Raw genomic sequence first — 22,976 nt, forward strand, 5'->3', positions numbered from 1 at the left:
CTATATTTTCATATTCCACATAAATGGTATAAGAAAGGTAGAACGTCTGTCTGTAAAGGTATACAATATCTTGCGTTGTCAGATGTTGTTCCTACCTTTATGCTATATCCATTTTTGGGAACAGCCATAAACATATCTTCATCAGTTACATCATCTCCCATTGCTAAGATGAAATCATACCTGTCTTTGCTCAATAATCTTTTTATCTCATTTCCTTTTGAATATATGGGATATTTTATTTCCAGAATTTTATTGCCTCTCATCATTTGTAGTCCATGACGGTTGCATGGAGCTATAAGGGCATTTATCAATTGTTGCTCGCGAAGTACTGCCAACCAGTCGTCAACACTTCTGAAATGCCATACCAGTGCAGTCTTCTTCATCTCTATTCGTGATCCCGGAGTTTTGTCTACAAATTCATTCAGTATATGTATTATTTCGTCATCCCATTCCACATTTCCTATTAATTCTTTCCATATTCCGTCTTCTTTATAAGCAGCACCATGTTCAGCAACGAGATCAATATTCAGATTCCCAAACCATCTCTCCAATGTGTCTTTATCCCTTCCACTAGTAATGATAATCAGATTGTTTTTATCAGTGGAGGCTTTTTTCAGAAAATGCAATAATTCTTTTTCAGGATAAGCCTCTTCAGGATTATTTTTAAATCCCGAAAGAGTTCCGTCATAGTCAAATACCAACAAACGGTGTGAAGCATTTTTATAAGAACTGTGAATCTGTTTGCTATTCGACACATTTATCTCCTTATTATTCATCTGAGAGTTTTGATCGCATACATATATAAGATTAGTGATAAAGTCGGAAGCCCATTTATCAACAGTTTGTCTTGATATCGTAAGTTGCATTCGTTTCATTCTAAGCTCCTGTTCTGCAACAGGCATTCTGATAGCCTTCACTATAGCATTTTCTATCTGCTTTATATCGTTTGGGTTAATAAGTATAGCATCACTCAATTCAGCAGCTGCTCCAGCCATCTCACTTAGTATAAGTACTCCATGTCCATTTCCTTTTACAGCCACATACTCTTTTGAGACCAAGTTCATTCCGTCTCTGAGTGGTGCAACTAGACCGATGTCTGCCATAGAGTATATTGCGATTAGGTCGTTAAAGTCAAAACCATGATAGAAATAATATATAGGTACCCAATTTACGTTAGAATATTTACCGTTTACAGAACCGATTTTTTCATCTATTATTTTCTTAAGATCTGCATATTTGTTTACGTTGTCGCGTGATGGGACTATTATCATCATCAACGAAACCTTACCTCTATATTCAGGGTGGTTTTTTAGGAAGAGATGAAAACCTTTTATCTGATGTATTATACCCTTGCTATAATCCAGTCGGTTGACAGATAAAATCAGTTTATTATCTTTCCCATAATTATTTTTAAGTTCCTTCACATGTTCCACCATTTCCGGCTTTAGAGCTGCATCATGGTACATATCATAATTTATGCCCATGGGAAATGCGTTGATGTATGCTTTATGATGTCCTTGCAATACACAGTCAAGTCTTATATTCAGTTTTAGTACTCTGTATATTGCACTGGCAAAATGCCTCATATAGTCGGATGTGTGAAATCCTATCAGGTCAGCTCCAAGTAGTCCACTAAGCAATTCGGCCCTTTCAGGCAACACTCTGAATAACTCATAAGAAGGGAACGGCACATGATGGAAGTAGCCTATCTTAATATTTTTTATTCCATCTCTAAGCATTTTGGGTAATAACATCAAATGATAATCCTGTACCCATACGATATCCCCTGACCTTATTATTTTGCTTGCCTCCTCATAAAACTTTTCATTTACGAATTTATATGTGCGCCAGTTTCTTTCGTCATATTCCACAAAAGAGTAGAAATAATGAAACAATGGCCATAATATACTGTTCGAGTAACCCTCGTAATATTGGCTTATTTGCTTTTCTGACAGATATACAGGATGGTAGTTATACTTATCAAGAGTCTTGTTTAGTTTGTTCCTTACTCTCGGTTCTTTTACTTCCATACCAGGCCAACCAATCCAGTGCCTTTCCATATTCGGAATATTTAGAGAGTCCAACCCTGTAGCCAGTCCACCTTCACTTTTTACCAACTGGAATTCATCATTTTCATCTTTGATTATTTTTATTGGTAATCTGTTTGATATAATAAAGATTCTCATATACACTTTATTTTTATTTGGTTAGTTACTAAAGTTTCCAGTTCAATAAACACGAAAGAGGCATAAAACGTATCACAAGACAGATCTGTCTGCTTGTAACGTTGCAAAAATTTCAATACAACATATCAATTGATATATATTGTCAACACACAAAGTTAAATAAAATATTTGACACTTCCAAATGAATTAGCGTTTAAAAGCATTTATTATATAAAAAGCATTGTTATATATACGCCTTTTAATGAAATATTATAAGCAAGAAAAAAGCTGCCTAATAAATTTAGGCAGCCTTCTTCTTGTTTATTTCAACATTAACAAAATACAACCATGTTTAGGTAGTATTCCGGTTATCCTATCCTTCTTATTTACCTCACTTTTTCCTGTCCATAAATTATCTATTCTTACATTTTTTCTTTTTAATCTCAGTGATTTAATATCTACATTAATGTGTACGTTATCACTATCTGAAATATTGAATATTGCAAGATAAGTAGCCCCACTCTTAGAGTCTTTAGATGTAATAGCTAATTTGTCTTCAGACTGGAAAATCTGACGCACATCTGTACTATTATTATGCATATTCAAAACCGCACGGTTAGTAATCAAACTCTTGGTGAATTCATCAAGAGTTGGTAAATCACCTCCATACATCAAAGGAGATTTGAATATTGAGAAGAACGTCATTAATGTATACTGCTCATCCTTTGTAAGACGAGTCATACGATTGCTACCACGCTCACCCCTCACTGCTATATGTCCTAAAGGAATCATATCGCAATCAGGCCAAGTTCCTGATGCAATGTAGGGATACCATTTCTGAGATACATACATAAGATGTTTAATGTCATTCCATTGGTCCCACACATCGTTGACCATACGCCACATGTTTGCATGTGTAGAAACATGAGCCGCACTTTCTATTGGAGTCTCACCGGGAGAAAGACTCAGAACTATTTTTCTTCCACAGTTATCAATCGCATTACGTACCATATTAATTTCATCTTTATGGTAATATGGAGCTGACATATCATCTATTTTAATAAAATCTACACCCCATGAAGCATATAATTCAAATAAAGAATTATAATATTCCTGTGCACCTTTTTTTGTAGCATCAACTGTGTAGTTATCATGCAACCATGCGCAAAGATTGTCTGTGTTAAATATTTGCGATGCATTAATTCCATTTGTACCTTTAATAGGTAAGTTCATTTCTACAGCCTTCTTAGGAATACCACGCATTATATGTATACCAAACCTCAGACCTTTTGAGTGGATATAATCAGCAAGAGGCTTAAATCCTTTACCATCCAAAGCTGAAGGGAATTTCTTTACAGATGGTGTATAACGTCCCCATTTATCAATATTGAAAATAGGATCTTTTTCATTATAACCACCTGCTTTAGTGTTATCCACAAACCATCTTATGTCAACTACAATATATTTCCACCCATATTGCTTAAGATTTGCCGACATGTAGTCAGTAGCCTCTTTTATTTCCTTTTCGGTAACTGTAGGACCATAACAATCCCAACTATTCCATCCCATTGGGGGTGTTTGCGCCCATTGTTTAAAATTGCCAATCTTGGCGTTGGCTGTCAAAGACGCCAACACCAAGAACGCAAATGCTAAAAATGATTTCTTCATATTATATTATTAACCTACTATTTATCGCCTGATGAATATCCGGGATTCTGAATGAGATTCGGATTCTTATCTAGTTCTGCCTGTGGCAATGGAAGCCAGTACATTCTTTCTATAAATTTACGTTCCTGTACTACAACGGTAGGATCGTAAGTATAAGAACCATCCGACTTTTTAATTATCTTTATTCCATGTACTGTCTTATTCAGATATTCATCTCCAAGTTTCCATCTACGAACATCAAAATAACGATGTTCTTCAAAACAAAGCTCTACTCTACGCTCATTGCGAATCCTTTCCAACAAGGCAGTACCGGTATCAGTAACATCAGGCATTCCTGCACGCTTACGTATTACGTTTAAGGCATTACGTGCGCCGTCTTCGTCATTACATTCATAAAGAGCTTCAGCCAGATTAAGATACTGTTCACCTAGACGCAACCATATCCAGTCGCGGCGATATGGCATATTCCAACTGTTTCCAACATAGGCCGGGTTTAAAAATTTGCGCATATTGTAACCTGTGAGGGATGTATTCCATGAGTCATTGCCAAATTTAGAATCTTTACCACCACCCTTTTCTCCTTCATTCAGAAATGTCTCAAGGTTGCGACCTGCAAATTCATCGCCATTGCATAATACGCTAGCATGAAGACGAGGGTCACGATTCGCATAAGGATTGGCTGATTCTTGCTTATTGTTCCAGTCAAATTTTGTTCCATCTTTCATTTCAAAAGCGTCAACAAATTCTTGTATAGGACAGTTGCCACCCCAACCGCCATAACCGTTCGGGAAATTATATTGGTCAATACATGGGAGTGCTTCATTATTAGCACTTGTTGTGCCTTCACGAGCAAACAATACCTCCGGATTGCTTGTATCAAACCACATTTGCTTATAATTTTCTGTTGCATCAGAATACTTATTGTATAGAGAGTAGCCATTAGATACCGCTAGGTCTATACAGGCACTGGCAGCATCAGCAGCTAGGCGCCAACGATTTGATTTGGGGGATGTATATCCAATCAATTCATTCTTAACTCCTACATTCATGAGGTCACTTGCAGCATAAAGCAGTACTCTTGATTTTAGAGCCAGAGCAGCAACGTTTGTTGCTCTTCCATTGTCATTACCACTATATTTTGCAGGTAGTTCTTTTGCAGCAGAGTCTAGTTGGGCAGTAAGGAAATTTACACATTCTTCGTAAGAATTCCTTTTTTGTGCAAGAATCACGTCACGGTCATCTATTGTGAAGCTATGGGTTATAATAGGCATAGCACCCCATCGGCGCATAAGGTCAAAATACATAAGGCAACGGATAAATCTTACCTCACCTTTATATCTTGTACGTTGAGATTCTACTGTAAATGGTACGGAACCAATATTCTCAAAGAAAATATTGCAGTTAGCTATATTTGTCCAAACAGTAGACCATGATCTGTTGTCCCAACCCCACCATGCTCCATTAGATCTACCAAGATCTGATGAGTTTACATACCCAAGGTTGATTGGGTTGCAGCCTCTGTCCCATGTTAGTTGAGTCTCGTCAACAACAGAACTCTCCCAACTTTCAGTCCAGCCTTGACTAACTTGATTGTAACGTGCATTTACGAAAGTCTCAACGAGTTGAGGGTCACTCCATATATCTTTATCTGAAATTTCAGTCAATGAACTTTTATTCAAGATGTCGCTACAAGATGTTAGTGCCATCAAAAGGGCTATAAATAAATATGCCTTTTTAGTATTTAAATAAGATTTTTTCATGTTTTCACGATTATATTAGAATGTTAGATCTAAACGGAAATTAATGACCTTTGACTGTGGCGTAACCCATGCAGCCCATCCCTGACTGTTATCAGTGATTTCAGGATCATTATTTTTCAGACCGGTAATAGTAAAAAGATTATAGCCTGTAACAGCAAGAGTTATATTCTCAACGCCAATCTTTTGTACCATTTTCTTTGGTAAAGTATATGCTAAGTCCAGGCTCTTGAGTCTAAGATAAGATGCATTGTCAAGCCAGAATGTATTACGGTAGTCGCCGGCACCGGACGGTGTGGAATCACGGTTATAGACCTTTGGATATTTGGAGTTCGGATTATTGGCAGTCCAACGATTATCAAAGAAATCTTTTGTGAAATTACCTATAATACCTGCTTCCATAAAGGTATATTGCCATACTTGAGCTGCACCCTGGAAAAGAGCTTGCAAACTCCAGTTCTTATATTGTACACCCAGATTTATACCGAACATCATACGTGGTATGTTTGGCTTATCCTGCCTTACTTTATCTTTAGCGTCTATCACTTTGTCATTATTAACATCACGGAAACGGAGATCACCAACTGTTGCATTACTTACGTGAGGGTAAGCAGCGAGTTCTTCTTTAGTACGGAAAATGCCATCAGCTTGATACATAAGATACATACTTCCGTCTGTTCCTATGCTATTGCCCGTGCGGCGCTGCCATGCTAGAGTGGTAGAAGGTTCATCAATAAAGTCTATACGGCTCTTTGCATAAGAGAAGTTTCCACTTGCTCTTAACGACCAGTCTGAATTTATTCTCTTGTTCCATCCTAGAGAAATTTCGAAACCTCTGGAAGAGCATTTACCAATATTTTCATCAGGAAGTTTTAAACCGGCATATTCTGGTATGGCGGCATTGCGGGTTGCCAGAATATTGTTTCGCTTTGTATAGAACCAATCAAACTCGAAGTTAAAGTCTCTCAGGAATTTAGCCTCTAGACCTACGTCATATGTATCTGCGACCTCCCATGTAATATTAGGGTTGGCTGTACGGTTCAACCATACACCTGTCTGAGCGGAACCATTTAGAATTGCCGGATTAGAGAATGTATATGCTGTAATATACTGGAATTTATCCACATTGTCGTTGCCCATCTCACCCCAAGATGCACGAATCTTTAAATAGTCTATTGCTTTAATGTGCTCTTTCCAGAAGTTTTCTTCACTTACTCGCCATCCAAGAGATACTCCGGGGAAGAAACCGAATCTATTGCCTTTAGGGAAATTTTCTGAACCGTCATAACGCCAGTTGAACTCGAATAGATATTTATTATTATAATCGTAATCTACACGTCCAAAATAATTCTGTCTTGCAGCTTCATTTGCTGTACCTGTATTACTTTGTGTCTTCTTATCACCTGCAAATAACTGGTCTATCTGTGTGGATACAAAATTTTCGCGGTAACCTTGTAAGTAATCAGACCTATAAGTGTATTGTTCGTAAGCAACAAAAGCACTTATATTATGTACATTTGCAATAGTTGTCTTATAGTTGATACGAGCATTGAATGTAATGCCTGTATTATAAGACATATTTTCATCTAGACTGGCATTGGTCGGACCATAAGCTGTTGGTGTGTAATTGCCATTACCATCCGAACCATATAGATAAAACTTTTTCTTGAAGTTTCTGTAGAATGTATTTGCCCTGTCAAGATAAAGACCTGCATCAAAAGATAGTCCTTTAACTATATATGGTGTCTCAAGATGAAGAGTTACATCTGCATTCAGATATGTTGACCTATTCTTCTGATAACCTCCTATATCAGTAACACCCGTCAGGGGTTGGAAACTATCCTGAGCTGCATTTATAGTAGGGTAGTCTGTACCGGGATAAACTAGGTTTACACATGGATCATATTTTATAAGATAACGCCAAATATCCTCAGATCCGGTAATCGGACTATTGCGGTCTTCCTGTCTTGCTGATAAATTAATTCCAATCTTTACGTTTTTATTAGGTGTTATATCTAAATTTGAGCGAAGATTATATTGATTGTAGTTACTTGCAGAGTTCTTATAGTAGTTATCTTGATATTGGTAACCTCCTGATGCATAAAAACTCAGGGTCTTATTGCTGCCATTAATTGAGAAATTATGTTGTGTCTGTAAAGCAGGCCTGATCATTTTTTTCCATATATCTATATTTGGGTAGTTAGGGTCTGTACCATCTTTATATTTCTGAATCTGCTCGTCTGTATATTCTGCCACACCTGATTGTCCGGGAACTGTAGTCCTAATTTCGTTTCTTAGTGTTGCATACTGCCATGAGTCGCACATTTCAGGCAAAATAGTCGGGGTACTAAAGCCTACATTACCTGTGTAATGGAAAGATATTTTGCCGCCACTCTGCCCACGTTTTGTAGTAACAAGAATAACGCCATTAGCTGCTCTTGAACCGTATATCGCAGCCGAAGCATCTTTTAGAACTGATATACTTTCTATATCATTAGGGTCTATACGTGAAAATCCACCGGCCCTATCTGCAACACCATCTACAACTACAAGAGGAGAAGAGTCTCCTGTCGTACTCACACCACGGATAAGCAATCCGGCGTCATCATAACCGGGTTCTCCATTTCTTGTGTATGCAATAAGGCCCGGCATACGCCCGGCAAGAGTGTTAGAAACACTCGTAGTAGGTATCTGAGCGAGTTCTTTACCTGCGGTAGATACGATAGCACCTGTAACAGAAGATTTCTTCTGAACGCCATATCCTACAACAACGACCTCTTCGAGCGACTTATCGTTTTCGTGCATTGCAATAGATAGTTTGGATACGTTGGCTGCATTATATTCTCTAGTGGAATATCCTATGTAAGATATAGCTATTTTACTATTGCTTTTTACTTCAATAGAGAAGTTTCCATCTAGGTCTGTCACAGTACCATTTGATGTTCCTCTCTCAATGATTGAAGCTCCAATTATAGGTTCGCCTTGAGAGTCAACTACATGCCCTGTTATTTTTTTCTTTCCGGTGGCTTTGGGCTGTGTAGTATTACTATTGCCAACCTTTGCTACTGTTACTATAACATGGCGATCTTGTATTTCATAACCAAGGCCTTGGGGCGACAACATCTCATCCAAAAGAGAAGATAATTTTACAGTCTTTGAGTTAATATAAACTCTTTCACCTGTATTTAATGCGTTCTGACTGTAATCGACAGATAAACCCGTCTGCTTCTGTATAGCTTTAATTACTGAACTTACAGTCATTTGTGAGCCTGATAATTTTATTATCTGATTCTGTGCATGAACACAAAGGCTCGCATTCATGATAATTAATGTTAAGAAAACATATTTACCTTTACTAATTGATTTGTAAAGGTGGTAATAAAAGTTTTTTTTCATACTTTCGTATTAGATTAAACTGTATATAATTAATTTATTTCGTGTTATTTATAGATTTAAATTAGATTATTCGGTTTCGGATGCTGGATTATGCTTGTTTTCCCACGGCTTGTCTGGCATCCTTTTTATTGCGGTGCTCCTCCTTTTCTATATAGTTTTACTGTTCTGCCTTCTTTCTTATATGAAAGATTTCCAGAGACGTCTGATAAGATGTGCAAGACCTTATCCAGCTTCTCATAAGACTTAAAGTTCATTGAATATTTTATATTGAGATTGACTCCCGGTGATACTATAAATTTGACATCATAATGACGTTCCATTAGATATATTATAGAAGCCAAATCGGCATCATTGAAGTTTAAATCACCAGATGTCCATACACAATTTTCTCTTGTGTCAACATCTGATAATGATATTCTGCCTGTTCTACGATTATAAACAGCCTCCATATTTGGAGTCATAACAACACTGTTGCCTCTTACACAGTCAGAATATAGCTGAACTCTACCCTCGACTAGAGTAGTTGTGACATTGTCTGCATCAGGATAAGCCTTCACATTGAATTTCGTACCTAATACTTTTATTCTCATATCACCATTATGCACTATAAAGGGATGTGATCTATCTTTTGCTACAGAGAAAAATGCTTCACCATATAGAATGACATCTCGTTCTTTTCTGCCAAATGATTTTGGATATACTAATGTAGAACCTGAGTTTAACTTTACATGCGTTCCATCCGAAAGGGTTATATCCTTAATATCACCATTTGAGACATAGCATTCTGTCATGGCTGTCTGATTATAATAATAATCGCCCGAATATTTCCATACCCCCAAACCGATTATAATAGGTAGGGCTATGACGGCAGCATACCGCATAATCTTTAGTATCAAGTTGCGTGTATGGTCTACATCGTCAATTTCATTATGAATTCTTTCGAGCACCTGCATTGTAGTATTGTCAAAATCTGATGGAGTCTCATTCCATATTTTTTCGAAAGCAGCGTCTTTTGCCTCCCTGTCTGAATTGTCAGTCATCCAGCATTCAACATCACGCTTATATTTTTGCGGTATGACACCGTCAATAAAAGCTCTTAAAATTATATATATATTGTTGTACTTCATAATATTATCTGTATATTATAAAGAGTATAATGATTTAAAAGATACGTAGTTAAAAAATGTAAATTAATATAGTGATGTATATTAGCAGCACCTTTTTTAGATCAGAAAGAGCATTACATATGTGTTTTTCTACTGTTCTCTTACTTATATTTAGTGTCTTTGAAATTTCATCATTACTCATTCCGTCGCGGCGGCTCATTTCAAAAACTTGTTTCTGACGCTCTGGCATTTTATCTATTTCATGTTGAATGACATCAAGTAATTCGTTATAGAACGTATCATTATCTGTACTTTCAGGATTATAGATATTTGCAACTTCCGAAATGTCCTTATATTTTATAGATTTAGCTATAACTTTTAAGGATTCATTACGAGAAATCATATACAGGTAAGAATTGAGGTTCATTATATTTTTTGCATTAGATCTATTATCCCATAGTCTCATAAAAATATCTTGCGATATATTTTCGGCTTCTACTTCATCATGAATAAAGCCATTAATATATTTCTTTACTTTGGGATAATATGAAATAAAAATAATATCAAATGCCTTAGAATTTCCTTTACTCAAGGATTCTAACAATTCGTATTCTCCATTATCAGTAATTACTTTCATATTAGAAATAGGTATTCGATCTTTTGTTGGTGGCAAAAATACATAATTTATTTTAACCTGCAAAACAACAAAATACTTTTTTTAATATACAAAAACAATTACATTGGATAATACCGTTCGCATTTTGTCTTTTGTAATTATGTTATAGCCTATTGATAATAACAATTATATAATTAGGAGAAAAAATCTCTCTGTAATTATTTTATTTGTTATTTTACTTCCACTGGTACATTTTAGCTTAAAACATTGTGTCACAGTAACATAGTTCCGGGGAGGTGAAAATTCCACCTCCCCGCTTTTTTATGTGAATGGGCTAATATGGGGCATTTTTGTATATTTTTCGATTATTATTTGTACCTTCGTGCTTCGTTTTTCTATTAAAATAGGATGAAGATAACACTAATAAAAGAAGACAGGAGCGAAAAGACATTCGCACGTATTATGCCCGAAGAGATAGTAAGGATAATACACAATGAGGATTATGAGACCCAATTACACGAGCTTAGGGAGATGTACCCTTTATTAAAAGCGCATAATGGTGGATCAAGGATTTCATACAGTAATATGAATTATACAAAACATATTCCACATATATGTTTTGCGGCTGAATATGAGAAGCGTGACGGCATATCCAACATGCGCCAATATAACGGCCTCGTACTATTAGAGATAAACAATTTGCCCTCTTATGAGGATGCTTGTAGTATCAGAAAGGCGGCGGCTGGTTTGCCGTATACTTATATCACTTTTGTAGGTGCCAGTATGCGCTCGGCCAAGATTGTATGTGGCGCCCGTTCGGCAGACGATGTGCTGCCTAATGACATCAACAAGGCTGCAAAGATACAGCTCAACGCATATAAGCGTTTGCATTATTTGTACAGTTCACAACTGGATATAACGGTCGATAACATACAACCCACTTTGCAGACAGAGTGCCTTATGAGTGCAGACAAAGGTATATACTTTAATCCCGAATTCGATCCTATCGTAGTAAGCGATAATGACATTAAAATACCTACATACAGGAAGGTGCAAAATACAGACTACTCAGATAGTTTGTTGCCGGGTATGAATCAGCAAAGCACCAACCAGCACATTTTTCATTATTGTATGGCAGACGCACTCGAAGATGCTGCTATAGAAGAAGGTGATATACCTACAGAGAAGGTTCTTAATCTACTTGCTAAATACTGCAACGAGTCTGGCCTTCCTCTTGAATTCGCTGTAAAAATGACAAATTACAAGCCTGAATTTGGCAAAGATGAACAATTGGTAAGGCAAATCTTTGATGAGGCTTATTTCAAAAAACTCACCGGTGTTATTCCTTTTAAGCATATCAAAAAGTCCACCCTACTAGCCTATAAGATGGAAGCTTTTATGAATACTCATTATGAACTTCGTAAAAATGTGATGACAGGCGTACCACAATACCGCTACCGGGATGGCTTCAATTATGAGTTTGTTGACCTTACCGATGAGGTTTGTAACTCTATGACGATCCGTGCATTGAAAGCCGGACTGGATTCGTGGGATAAAGATATGAACCGCTATATAAACTCAGTAGACATAGAACAGTATGACCCGGTTAATGATTATTTGTCCGGATTGCCTGAATGGGACGGAGTAGACCGTATAACGGCGATAGCAGAACGTGTGCCTACAACTAATGAAGATTGGGCAAAAAACTTTCATGTATGGATGAGAGCCATGGTAGCACATTGGATGGGTAAAGATATTCTGCATGGTAATGCCTATGTACCATTATTAATAGGTAATCAAGGTTGTGGTAAATCTTCCTTTTGCTCAATCTTGCTGCCACCGGAACTGCGCAATTATTATAATGATAAGATAGACTTCAAAAATGATACTGCTTTGAATATGGGACTAACGTCTTTTGCACTGATCAATATTGACGAATTTGACAGCCTTTCACGTAGTCAGCAACCGCTATTAAAGTATTTGCTTACCAAATCGGATGTAAAGATTCGCCCTCCATATGGCAAGGCATACGAGAACCGTCGCCGCTATGCTTCTTTTATTGGAACCACTAATAATCACCAGCCACTGACAGATCCTTCAGGCAGCCGTCGATTTATCTGTGTGGAAATTGTGGATGGTGAAAGTATTGATTTCCGCACTCATATTGACTACGAACAGGTATATGCTCAGCTCAAATACGAGATCAACGACGGTGATAAATACTGGTTTGATGACAAAGAAACAGAGCTTATAATGAACCGGAATGCCCGTTTTCAGCATATTTCGGACCTTGGACAGATGATTTCATCAATAATTCGTCGTCCATTAGCGGATGAAACGCCTGAAAAGATGATGGTAGAGGATATAGCCGATCTACTAGAAGACCGGTTTGATAGCTTTATACGCATAAAGTCAACCAACCGAGATATCGGTAAATATCTTCGCAGTCATGGCTATGAACATAGGAAAAGCGAGGGAATGTCATCGTATTATGTGATGAACCGATAGCTTTAGGGTATCAATCTAACTTGAACAGCCTAGCAATTTAAGTTGGATTGGTGACCAATTCAAGTTAAGTTGGTATGTAAATCAACTTAAGTTTGTAACTGAAACCATCACGGGGAGGTGAAATTTTCACCTCCCCGAAGATAAAGCACTAATAATAAACAAGTTATAAAGAAAACAGCCTCGGGGAGGTGAAAATAAAAAAAGTATGAGTTTAAAAATAACATTAAGGGAAAACAAGATCAAATCGAATAAATCGTATAAGAAATGGTTTGCCCGCCCGGTCCATATCGGTGAGGTTCATACCGCCGATATAGCAAAGAAGATCCAGACGAACTCGACGTTCAGCCAGGGAACGGTAAAAGGCGTGATCGACGATTTCCTTCAGGAGATGAAGCAGTCAATGGAATCCGGCCAGACAGTCGTGATCGACGGCCTCGGCCGTTTTGAGCTTACAGTAGAGAGTGAAGGCGTTGACGACCCGAAGGACTTTCGCATAGCCAGACATATTAAAAAGGTAAAATGCAAGTTCCTTCAGGCAGGCAAACGTAAGATGGACGGCACACTCTCCTTGCAGTTAAGCAAAGATGCAGCTGTTGACTGGGCCCCCGGGGTGTGGGAATAACGACCCCTTTTGCAGTCCCTTTCTATAATATAATAAGGAGAGCTCTAAATAAAGTCGAAGTGTTTGTAAAGAAAGTGGAAACCTTTGCAAATAATTTCATTTTTTTTGCGAAAAGATTTGGTATTGTGGAAAATAGTTGTACCTTTGCATCCGCTTTCGAGAACGAACGTTCTTGTAAGCAAAAAGAAAGAGTTCTTTGAAAAGATTTACATAGACAGAGAAGTAGTACAAGAAGCGAGTGCTGGTATTGATATATTGGTACTCGGGTAACAAAAAGAAACGAACCGTCATTTATAATGAATAGGTGCTTTTAGACTTGAATTACGGAGAAGCGTTCTGAAACAGAGACAACTTTACGTATTGTGGAGGTCAGCAATGTCCGAGACAAGAAGTAGAAACAATATTTTACAATGGAGAGTTTGATCCTGGCTCAGGATGAACGCTAGCTACAGGCTTAACACATGCAAGTCGCGGGGTAACATTAGTCTAGCTTGCTAGACTAGATGACGACCGGCGCACGGGTGAGTAACGCGTATCCAACCTGCCTTTTACCACGGGATAGCCCCTCGAAAGAGGGAGTAATACCGTATGAGGTCATGCGACGACATCAGATCATGACGAAAGGTTTAGCGGTAAAAGATGGGGATGCGTCTGATTAGGCAGTTGGCGGGGTAACGGCCCACCAAACCGACGATCAGTAGGGGTTCTGAGAGGAAGGTCCCCCACATTGGAACTGAGACACGGTCCAAACTCCTACGGGAGGCAGCAGTGAGGAATATTGGTCAATGGTCGCAAGACTGAACCAGCCAAGTAGCGTGAGGGAAGACTGCCCTATGGGTTGTAAACCTCTTTTATCTGGGGATAAAGTGAGCCACGTGTGGCTTATTGCAGGTACCAGAAGAATAAGGACCGGCTAATTCCGTGCCAGCAGCCGCGGTAATACGGAAGGTCCAGGCGTTATCCGGATTTATTGGGTTTAAAGGGAGCGTAGGCCGCTTGGTAAGCGGGCAGTGAAATGCAGAGGCTCAACCTCTGACTTGCTGTTCGAACTGCCAGGCTTGAGTACGCACGAGGTAGGCGGAATTTGTGGTGTAGCGGTGAAATGCTTAGATATCACAAAGAACTCCAATTGCGAAGGCAGCTTACCGGAGCGCAACTGACGCTGAAGCTCGAAAGTGCGGGTATCGAACAGGATTAGATACCCTGGTAGTCCGCACGGTAAACGATGGATGCCCGCTGTTGGCCCATGTGGTCAGCGGCCAAGCGAAAGCGTTAAGCATCCCACCTGGGGAGTACGCCGGCAACGGTGAAACTCAAAGGAATTGACGGGGGCCCGCACAAGCGGAGGAACATGTGGTTTAATTCGATGATACGCGAGGAACCTTACCCGGGCTTGAATTGCAGACGAACGCGGCAGAGATGCCAAGGCCCTTCGGGGCGTCTGTGAAGGTGCTGCATGGTTGTCGTCAGCTCGTGCCGTGAGGTGTCGGCTTAAGTGCCATAACGAGCGCAACCCCTTTCCTTAGTTGCCATCAGGTCAAGCTGGGCACTCTGGGGATACTGCCACCGTAAGGTGTGAGGAAGGTGGGGATGACGTCAAATCAGCACGGCCCTTACGTCCGGGGCGACACACGTGTTACAATGGCGCGTACAGAGTGATGGCCGCCGGCAACGTCGGTCGAATCTATAAAACGCGCCTCAGTTCGGACTGGAGTCTGAAACCCGACTCCACGAAGCTGGATTCGCTAGTAATCGCGCATCAGCCATGGCGCGGTGAATACGTTCCCGGGCCTTGTACACACCGCCCGTCAAGCCATGAAAGCCGGGGGCGCCTGAAGTCCGTGACCGCAAGGGTCGGCCTAGGGTGAAACCGGTGATTGGGGCTAAGTCGTAACAAGGTAGCCGTACCGGAAGGTGCGGCTGGAACACCTCCTTTCTGGAGACGTTTCTCATACAACGTTATGCAAGACGAGAGGCACCATAAAAGTAAGAATAAAGAGGCGAGTGGATATAGTTATCCTTTTAGCTTCTTGTACACGGAACTGTTTATAAAATATAGAGGAAAAGGAAGCCGGGCGGACAAGCCCCTAAGGCTTGAACGATAAAACCGGGATAGAGTCCTATAGCTCAGTTGGTTAGAGCGCCACACTGATAATGTGGAGGTCGGCAGTTCAAGTCTGCCTGGGACTACAAGGCCCAGGACGTATATATACAACATACGGGGGATTAGCTCAGCTGGCTAGAGCACCTGCTTTGCAAGCAGGGGGTCAACGGTTCGAATCCGTTATTCTCCACACTCGGGAACAGTCCGCAAGGATTTAAAGAGTTCCCAAACGATCTTTGACATATTGGTACATGAAACTGTAAGTAAGACTTTTAAGTAAAGAAAAGAGAGCAATCTCAAGATACAGCTGAAAGTATGAGCTACTCATCCGGTCTCTCAAGAGCCGGATAGTAAGAAAGAAAGTAAATAAGGGCGCAGGGCGGATGCCTTGGCTCACGGAGGCGATGAAGGACGTGATAAGCTGCGATAAGCTTCGGGTAGGTGCAAATAACCGTTAATCCGAAGATTTCCGAATGGGACAACCCGGCAGTCTGAAGGACTGTCATTTGGACTTATGTCCAAAGGCGAACGCAGGGAACTGAAACATCTTAGTACCTGCAGGAAGAGAAAATAAACTAATGATTCCCCTAGTAGTGGCGAGCGAACGGGGAAGAGCCCAAACCGTTTTTGTGGTAACGCAAGAGCGGTGTTGTAGGACCGCGACATCGGACCTTAGAATCGATCGGAACGTTCTGGAAAGAACGGCCATAGATGGTGAAAGCCCAGTATGAGAAGACGATAAGGCCGTAGCGAGCTCCTGAGTAACGCGGAACACGAGAAATTCTGCGCGAATCCACCGGGACCATCCGGTAAGGCTAAATACTCCCGTGAGACCGATAGTGAACCAGTACCGTGAGGGAAAGGTGAAAAGCACTTCGATTAGAAGGGTGAAAGAGATCCTGAAACCCTGCGCCTACAAGCGGTCGGAGCCGAGCAATCGGTGACGGCGTGCCTTTTGCATAATGAACCTACGAGTTGCCGTCGCCGGCAAGGTTAAGGATGAAGACATCCCGAGCCATAGTGAAAGCGAGCCTGAACAGGGCGCTGAGTCGGCGGAGGCAGACGCGAAACCAAGTGATCTACACTTGACCAGGATGAAGTCCGGGTAACACCGGATGGAGGTCCGCACCAATAAGCGTTGAAAAGCTTCTGGATGAGTTGAGTGTAGGAGTGAAAGGCCAATCAAACTTGGAGATAGCTCGTACTCCCCGAAATGCATTTAGGTGCAGCGTGGCACGATCCCGTAGAGAGGTAGAGCGACCGATAGGATGAGAGGGCTTCACCGCCTATCAAGTCCTGACGAACTCCGAATGCTCTACGGCCGCAGTGTCGCAGTAAGGGCGCGGGTGCTAAGGTCCGTGCCCGAGAGGAGAAGAATCCTGACCGCCGTCTAAGGCCCCGGAATTCTGCCTGAGTTAGTCTAACGAAGTCTGGTCCCTGTGACAGCTAGGATGTTGGCTTGGAAGCAGCCATTCATTCAAAGAGTGCGTAACAGCTCACTAGTCGAGGGTCCGGGCATGGATAATAATCGGGTATAAGGCAGATGCCGAAGACGCGGGATAGTAATAATAAAAGTATCGGTAGGGGAGCATTCCAGTCTGCGTTGAATCCGGGGGATAACCCCCGGTGGAGCGTCTGGAAAAGCAAATGTAGGTATAAGTAACGATTAGGGGGGTGAGATCCCCCCCCGCCATAAGACTAAGGTTTCCCGGGCAACGTCAATCGGCCCGGGGTTAGTCGGGTCCTAAGTCTAAGCCGAACGGCGAGGGCGATGGCAGACACGGTTAATATTCCGTGACTAGCGTACGGAGTGAAGCGGGGACGGAGCAGTGAAACCACCGCGCGCAGACGGAATTGCGCGTTGAAGGGTGTAGGAGTTGATTGACGGAGGCAAATCCCCGTCAAGATCCGAACCTGATAGTACGGCTGTCCCTTCGGGGAAGGCTGATAGTGTGGGTAAACATACTTCCTAGAAAATCCGCTAAACTTAATCCGTACGGTACCCGTACCGCAAACGGACACACGTAGTCGGGTAGAACATACTAAGGCGTTGAGAGATTCATGGTTAAGGAACTAGGCAAATTAACCCCGTAACTTCGGGATAAGGGGTCCTCTCCTCCGGGAGAGGCGCAGAGAATAGGTCCAGGCAACTGTTTAACAAAAACACAGGGCTGTGCGAATTCGAAAGACGAAGTATACAGCCTGACACCTGCCCGGTGCCGGAAGGTTAAGAGGAGATGTCATCCTTCGGGAGAAGCATTGAATTGAAGCCCCGGTAAACGGCGGCCGTAACTATAACGGTCCTAAGGTAGCGAAATTCCTTGTCGGGTAAGTTCCGACCTGCACGAATGGTGTAATGATCCGGACGCTGTCTCAACCATGAGCTCAGTGAAATTGTAGTATCGGTGAAGATGCCGATTACCCGCGATGGGACGAAAAGACCCCGTGAACCTTTACTATAGCTTAGCATTGACTTTGGTCATCCGATGTGTAGGATAGGCCGGAGGCTTCGAAGCGCAGGCGCCAGCCTGTGTGGAGCCATCCTTGAAATACGGCCCTTTGGCTGTCTGAAGTCTAACTCGTATAACGAGGACATTGTTTGGTGGGTAGTTTGACTGGGGTGGTCGCCTCCAAAAGCGTAACGGAGGCTTCCAAAGGTGCCCTCGGACCGATTGGTAACCGGTCTCATAGAGTGCAATGGCATAAGGGCGCTTGACTGGGAGGGAGACATCCCGAGCAGGCAGGAAACTGGGGCATAGTGATCCGGCGGATCCGTATGGAAGGTCCGTCGCTCAAAGGATAAAAGGTACTCCGGGGATAACAGGCTGATCCCCCCCAAGAGCTCATATCGACGGGGTGGTTTGGCACCTCGATGTCGGCTCGTCACATCCTGGGGCTGGAGAAGGTCCCAAGGGTTGGGCTGTTCGCCCATTAAAGTGGCACGCGAGCTGGGTTCAGAACGTCGTGAGACAGTTCGGTCTCTATCTATCGTGGGCGTGGGAGTTTTGCGTGGTGCCGTCACTAGTACGAGAGGACCGTGATGGACAGACCTCCGGTGAACCGGTTGTGCCGCCAGGCGCACCGCCGGGTATCCGAGTCTGGGAAGGATAAGCGCTGAAAGCATCTAAGTGCGAAGCCAGCCACAAGATGAGAACTCCACATAAGGGTCGTCATAGACTATGACGTTGATAGGGTGTAGGTGTAAAGGCGGTGACGCCAAAGCCGAGCACTACTAATTGCCCGAAACTTCCTTTTACAGTCATAATTTCAGATGTATCTGCTTTTTTTGCAGGAGAAATACGATAAGGTTATCATGTACCGAAAAAGTCAAACCCAATATCAGGTGGTTATTGCGGCGGGGTCCCACCTCTTCCCATTCCGAACAGAGAAGTTAAGCCCGCCTGCGCCGATGGTACTGCAATGCAATGCGGGAGAGTAGGTGGCTGCCTTTTTTAAATTGAAGCTCTGATTTCTAACGAAGTCAGAGCTTCTTTGCGTTTATATATGTCAAGTCAATGATACTGGCTTAAATATATTTCATGGTAGTGTTTGGAATAAGTATAAATAAAAACGTCATACTAAATTTTGTTAATTAATGTGCATTCTTGATTTTTATTTATACCTTTGAAATATATATATATGATAATATGAGAATACACATAAAAACGACACCCAATTCAATGTTGGTACCATTTGATTATCAACAGAAATTAACAGGAATATTACATGCCTGGTTAGGTAAATGCAATGATCTTCATGGTGATTTGTCACTTTACTCATTTTCTTGGTTGAGTGATGGAAATGCTTCTGCAGAAGGTCTTAACTTTCCAAAAGGAGCAAAATGGTTTATAAGTTTCGCTGATGAAAAGAGAATAAAAACCATTATTAAAACTATACTTAGCCATAATGAAATGTTTTGTGGAATGTCTGTATCTGACATTACAATAGAAGAAACACCTGATTTGTCTGAAAGAGAACTATTTTATTTGGGAAGTCCTGTCTTTATAAAAAGAGCTGATAATGAATCCAATGGGTACAATCAATACACCTATAATGATGAATGTGCTAATGATTTTATGAAGGAAACACTCTTGCATAAGATGAAGCAGGCCGGAATGGCTGAAGATGATACTTTAGATGTTAGTTTTGATCTAAGTTATAAAAACAAAAAAACAAAACTAATGAGATATAAAAACATTAATAACAAATGCAATATGTGTCCTGTTATAATAAAAGGAAAACCAGAAACGAAAGCATTTGTATGGAATGTTGGACTAGGTAATTCTACCGGTATTGGATTTGGTTCAATCTATTAATTTCTATATATATGTATGTAGTAAAATATACAGGGAAATTTGGCTTTATTAAGCCATGGACTGCAGTGAGAGATACGGAGACATTTAGCCAACAGTTTCTTACACCTTCTATTATAGAGGGAATAGAGAAGAAATTGTTTCCGGAAATGCTAGCCTATAATGGCGTACTACAAAAAATTATACGTTATAAGTTGAATTATTCATCTATAGATAGCCAACAAGAACAGACTCAGACACGAGGCTGGAAATATTTATCTAAAGAGAAACGAATGTTACGAGAACGTTCTATTCTTACACGAGGTGTGATGATAAATCCAGTTTTATATCTGGCATTTAATACAATTAATGACGCGGTGATTGCTTCGAAACAACATATATGTTTATGCAGGAATGAAGATTTGTTATTACCTGACAATGATATTCAGAATTTAACTGAGAAAGAATTTGAAGTAATCGATGGATTCGAATTGAGGTTTGGCGAATCTGACCAGTCATTCTTAGTAGGATATAATAGATTTAATAAATGCGAGCCTATGTATGGTTGGCTAGAAATAAGCGGGAAACCTGTTTTGAATATAAATGAGTAAACACGAAGAAATATTAGCAAAAAGCGAGGATAGTGGTTTTGTTCCTCTTTGGAAGCATCTTGACGATGTTTCTCGTATTGCTATTGTCGTAGCTCGTAATTTGGGGTTGGATGAAACAATTGCTTACAAGGGAGCTGTGCTGCATGATATAGGTAAGTCTAGTTCTATATTTCAGCAAACTCTTAAACATGGATATAGGCGTTCCCCAACTTTTATATTCAGGCATGAAATCGCTTCGGTATTTTTTATATCGCTATTAGAAGATAAAGAAAAAGATTCTGTGATAGATATGATTGTGGCTCATCACAAATCTTTATATCAAGATGTTCGCGGGTTGGGATTTCTTGATTTGGATTATAATGATGATAGTTTTAAAATTCATTCAGAAAAATTTTATGAATGGAAAAATGTAGCCTTGGATATATTAGAAGAATTTGGCTTCAAAGTCCATGACATCTCAATTGAAGAGGCAAAGCAAAATTATGATTACGCATTAAGTTATTGTGAAGAAATGCGTTTGAACTGTTCTATGTGGAAAGGATTGTTAATGGCTGCAGATCATATGGCTTCTGCACTCAATGATGATATAGGTTCTGCTATAAATAAACTTTATATTAAGCCAGATCTTTCATTCTATAATAGAACGAGTGATTTATATCCATTGTCGAGTATCGGCATAGATGATGCACGTAAATACACATTGGTAACTGCTCCGACAGGTGCCGGTAAAACAGACTTTCTGCTTCGCAGATGTAAAGGACGTGTATTTTATATACTTCCATTTCAGGCATCAATTAATGCAATGTATGATAGGATTAAGTCAGATTTAAGCGAAACTGATTCACAAATATATTTGTTGCATGCAGCTTCTGAATTGAAGATGGAAGATGGAACTTTGGAAGAACGTATAATGCAACGTCATATTGGCGCCTCTATTAAAGTGTTGACTCCTCATCAGATTGCTTCTGTAGTATTTGGTATAAAAGGATTTGAGGCAATGGCTGATGACCTTTATGGATGTGATGTGATATTGGATGAAATTCATACATATTCAGATGTTATTCAAGCTATTGTTTTAAAGTTGATAGACGTTCTAAAGACGTTGAACTGCAGAATACATATTGGAACAGCAACAATGCCAACAGTCTTATACAATAGTATACTTGAATTGTTGGGTGGAGAAGACTGTGTATATCAAGTTAAACTTTCAAATGATATACTAGCCACATTCAACAGACATATTATACATAAATCAGAATCATTTGAAGACTGCTCTAAAGTTATTGAAGATGCAGTAACAAATAAGCGAAAAATATTAATTGTATGTAATCAAGTAAAACGTTCACAAAAAATATATGAATCGTTGAAAGAACAATATTCTGATACTATGATAATGCTTGTACATAGCAGGTTTAAACGCGAACGTCGGCAAGAACTTGAAACACGATTAAAAAATATATATAATGAAACTAATGAGGCATGTATTGTTGTTTCCACTCAGGTAGTAGAAGTTAGTCTTGATATAAGTTTTGATGTAATGGTTACAGAATGTGCTCCAATAGATGCAATGATTCAGCGTTTTGGGAGAATTAATAGGAAACGCACCCTTAAAACAATCGGGAATTACAAACCGATTTACGTAATCAAACCATTCGAAGAGGAAAAAGATTGTTTGCCATATAGCGTAAATGTCTTGCAGCGTAGCTTTGAAGCATTGCCTACTGATGGATTGATGAAAGAGATTGAGGTTCAAGATATGTTGGATAAGGTTTATCCTGAAATATGCTTCCAAAATATTGATTATAGCGGAGTCGCTTTTATGGATGGTCAGTGGATTATTAAAGAATTGTGTCACAGACCAAAATCTGCATTACTCGAAACTCTTGACATTGATTCAGCTGTATGTGTTATCCAAAATGATTCTACTAAATATCGTGAAGGAGAATATACTGAACGGACAAAAATAGAAATACCTGTCAGTTTTCGTTCTGTTGGGTATGCTAAGTTGGCACAAATAGATTGTGGTTCTAGACCATTTGTTATACCAGATGAAGCATACTCTGATGAACTGGGACTAATAATGGAAAAGGCCAAGTCTCAATTATATAACTTGTTTTTATAAAATGAATGA

Annotated in this window: 12 protein-coding genes, 2 tRNA genes and 3 rRNA genes; 11 read left to right on the forward strand and 6 right to left on the reverse strand. The window is 40.2% G+C overall.

The window, feature by feature from the left end:
- Positions 1 to 8 precede the first annotated feature (8 nt).
- The 6 genes from XYLOR_RS11030 to XYLOR_RS11055 form a co-directional block, all read right to left on the reverse strand.
- Positions 9 to 2,186 (reverse strand): bifunctional alpha,alpha-trehalose-phosphate synthase (UDP-forming)/trehalose-phosphatase, encoded by a 2,178-nt coding sequence (locus XYLOR_RS11030; protein WP_036879493.1) that lies wholly within the window; start codon positions 2,184 to 2,186, stop codon positions 9 to 11.
- 300 nt (positions 2,187 to 2,486) lie between these two features.
- Positions 2,487 to 3,833: a glycoside hydrolase family 27 protein gene (locus XYLOR_RS11035; protein WP_036879495.1), complete on the reverse strand. Its 1,347-nt coding sequence runs from the start codon at positions 3,831 to 3,833 to the stop codon at positions 2,487 to 2,489.
- Positions 3,834 to 3,850: 17 nt separating this feature from the next.
- Positions 3,851 to 5,539 carry a RagB/SusD family nutrient uptake outer membrane protein gene (locus XYLOR_RS11040; RefSeq protein ID WP_169730566.1) on the reverse strand — a complete coding sequence of 563 codons (1,689 nt, stop codon included), beginning with the start codon at positions 5,537 to 5,539 and terminating at the stop codon, positions 3,851 to 3,853.
- A gap of 69 nt (positions 5,540 to 5,608) precedes the next feature.
- Positions 5,609 to 8,986 (reverse strand): SusC/RagA family TonB-linked outer membrane protein, encoded by a 3,378-nt coding sequence (locus tag XYLOR_RS11045; protein WP_036879499.1) that lies wholly within the window; start codon positions 8,984 to 8,986, stop codon positions 5,609 to 5,611.
- A 125-nt stretch (positions 8,987 to 9,111) separates the two neighbouring features.
- Positions 9,112 to 10,113 carry a FecR family protein gene (locus tag XYLOR_RS11050; RefSeq protein WP_036879501.1) on the reverse strand — a complete coding sequence of 334 codons (1,002 nt, stop codon included), beginning with the start codon at positions 10,111 to 10,113 and terminating at the stop codon, positions 9,112 to 9,114.
- 49 nt (positions 10,114 to 10,162) lie between these two features.
- Positions 10,163 to 10,729 carry an RNA polymerase sigma-70 factor gene (locus XYLOR_RS11055; protein WP_036879502.1) on the reverse strand — a complete coding sequence of 189 codons (567 nt, stop codon included), beginning with the start codon at positions 10,727 to 10,729 and terminating at the stop codon, positions 10,163 to 10,165.
- Positions 10,730 to 11,116: 387 nt separating this feature from the next.
- Here XYLOR_RS11055 and XYLOR_RS11060 point away from each other — a divergent pair, with 387 nt between their 5' ends.
- From XYLOR_RS11060 to XYLOR_RS11105, 11 genes are all read left to right on the forward strand, one after another.
- Positions 11,117 to 13,216 (forward strand): VapE domain-containing protein, encoded by a 2,100-nt coding sequence (locus XYLOR_RS11060; protein WP_036879505.1) that lies wholly within the window; start codon positions 11,117 to 11,119, stop codon positions 13,214 to 13,216.
- 205 nt (positions 13,217 to 13,421) lie between these two features.
- Entirely contained in the window at positions 13,422 to 13,838 is a 417-nt protein-coding gene (locus XYLOR_RS11065; protein ID WP_036879507.1) for an HU family DNA-binding protein, read from the forward strand.
- A 123-nt stretch (positions 13,839 to 13,961) separates the two neighbouring features.
- Positions 13,962 to 14,108 carry a hypothetical protein gene (locus tag XYLOR_RS13940; RefSeq protein WP_169730537.1) on the forward strand — a complete coding sequence of 49 codons (147 nt, stop codon included), beginning with the start codon at positions 13,962 to 13,964 and terminating at the stop codon, positions 14,106 to 14,108.
- A gap of 137 nt (positions 14,109 to 14,245) precedes the next feature.
- Positions 14,246 to 15,774: ribosomal RNA gene (locus XYLOR_RS11070) — 16S ribosomal RNA — on the forward strand.
- 180 nt (positions 15,775 to 15,954) lie between these two features.
- Positions 15,955 to 16,028: transfer RNA gene (locus tag XYLOR_RS11075), tRNA-Ile, on the forward strand.
- A gap of 30 nt (positions 16,029 to 16,058) precedes the next feature.
- Positions 16,059 to 16,132 (forward strand) — tRNA-Ala (locus XYLOR_RS11080).
- Between the two features lie 166 nt (positions 16,133 to 16,298).
- A 23S ribosomal RNA gene (locus XYLOR_RS11085) occupies positions 16,299 to 19,197 on the forward strand.
- An 84-nt stretch (positions 19,198 to 19,281) separates the two neighbouring features.
- Positions 19,282 to 19,394, forward strand: a 5S ribosomal RNA gene (rrf, locus tag XYLOR_RS11090).
- Together the 16S, 23S and 5S rRNA genes with 2 tRNA genes alongside form the textbook arrangement of a ribosomal RNA operon.
- A gap of 195 nt (positions 19,395 to 19,589) precedes the next feature.
- Positions 19,590 to 20,258: a CRISPR-associated endoribonuclease Cas6 gene (gene cas6, locus XYLOR_RS11095; RefSeq protein ID WP_036879509.1), complete on the forward strand. Its 669-nt coding sequence runs from the start codon at positions 19,590 to 19,592 to the stop codon at positions 20,256 to 20,258.
- A gap of 11 nt (positions 20,259 to 20,269) precedes the next feature.
- Positions 20,270 to 20,845 (forward strand): hypothetical protein, encoded by a 576-nt coding sequence (locus XYLOR_RS11100; RefSeq protein WP_036879511.1) that lies wholly within the window; start codon positions 20,270 to 20,272, stop codon positions 20,843 to 20,845.
- Complete coding sequence (locus XYLOR_RS11105; RefSeq protein ID WP_036879513.1) at positions 20,838 to 22,967, forward strand: CRISPR-associated helicase/endonuclease Cas3; 2,130 nt, start codon at positions 20,838 to 20,840, stop codon at positions 22,965 to 22,967. The genes XYLOR_RS11100 and XYLOR_RS11105 overlap by 8 nt, the downstream gene beginning before the upstream one ends.
- Positions 22,968 to 22,976 lie beyond the last annotated feature (9 nt).

Source organism: Xylanibacter oryzae DSM 17970 (assembly GCF_000585355.1).
GTDB classification, from domain to species: Bacteria; Bacteroidota; Bacteroidia; order Bacteroidales; family Bacteroidaceae; genus Prevotella; species Prevotella oryzae.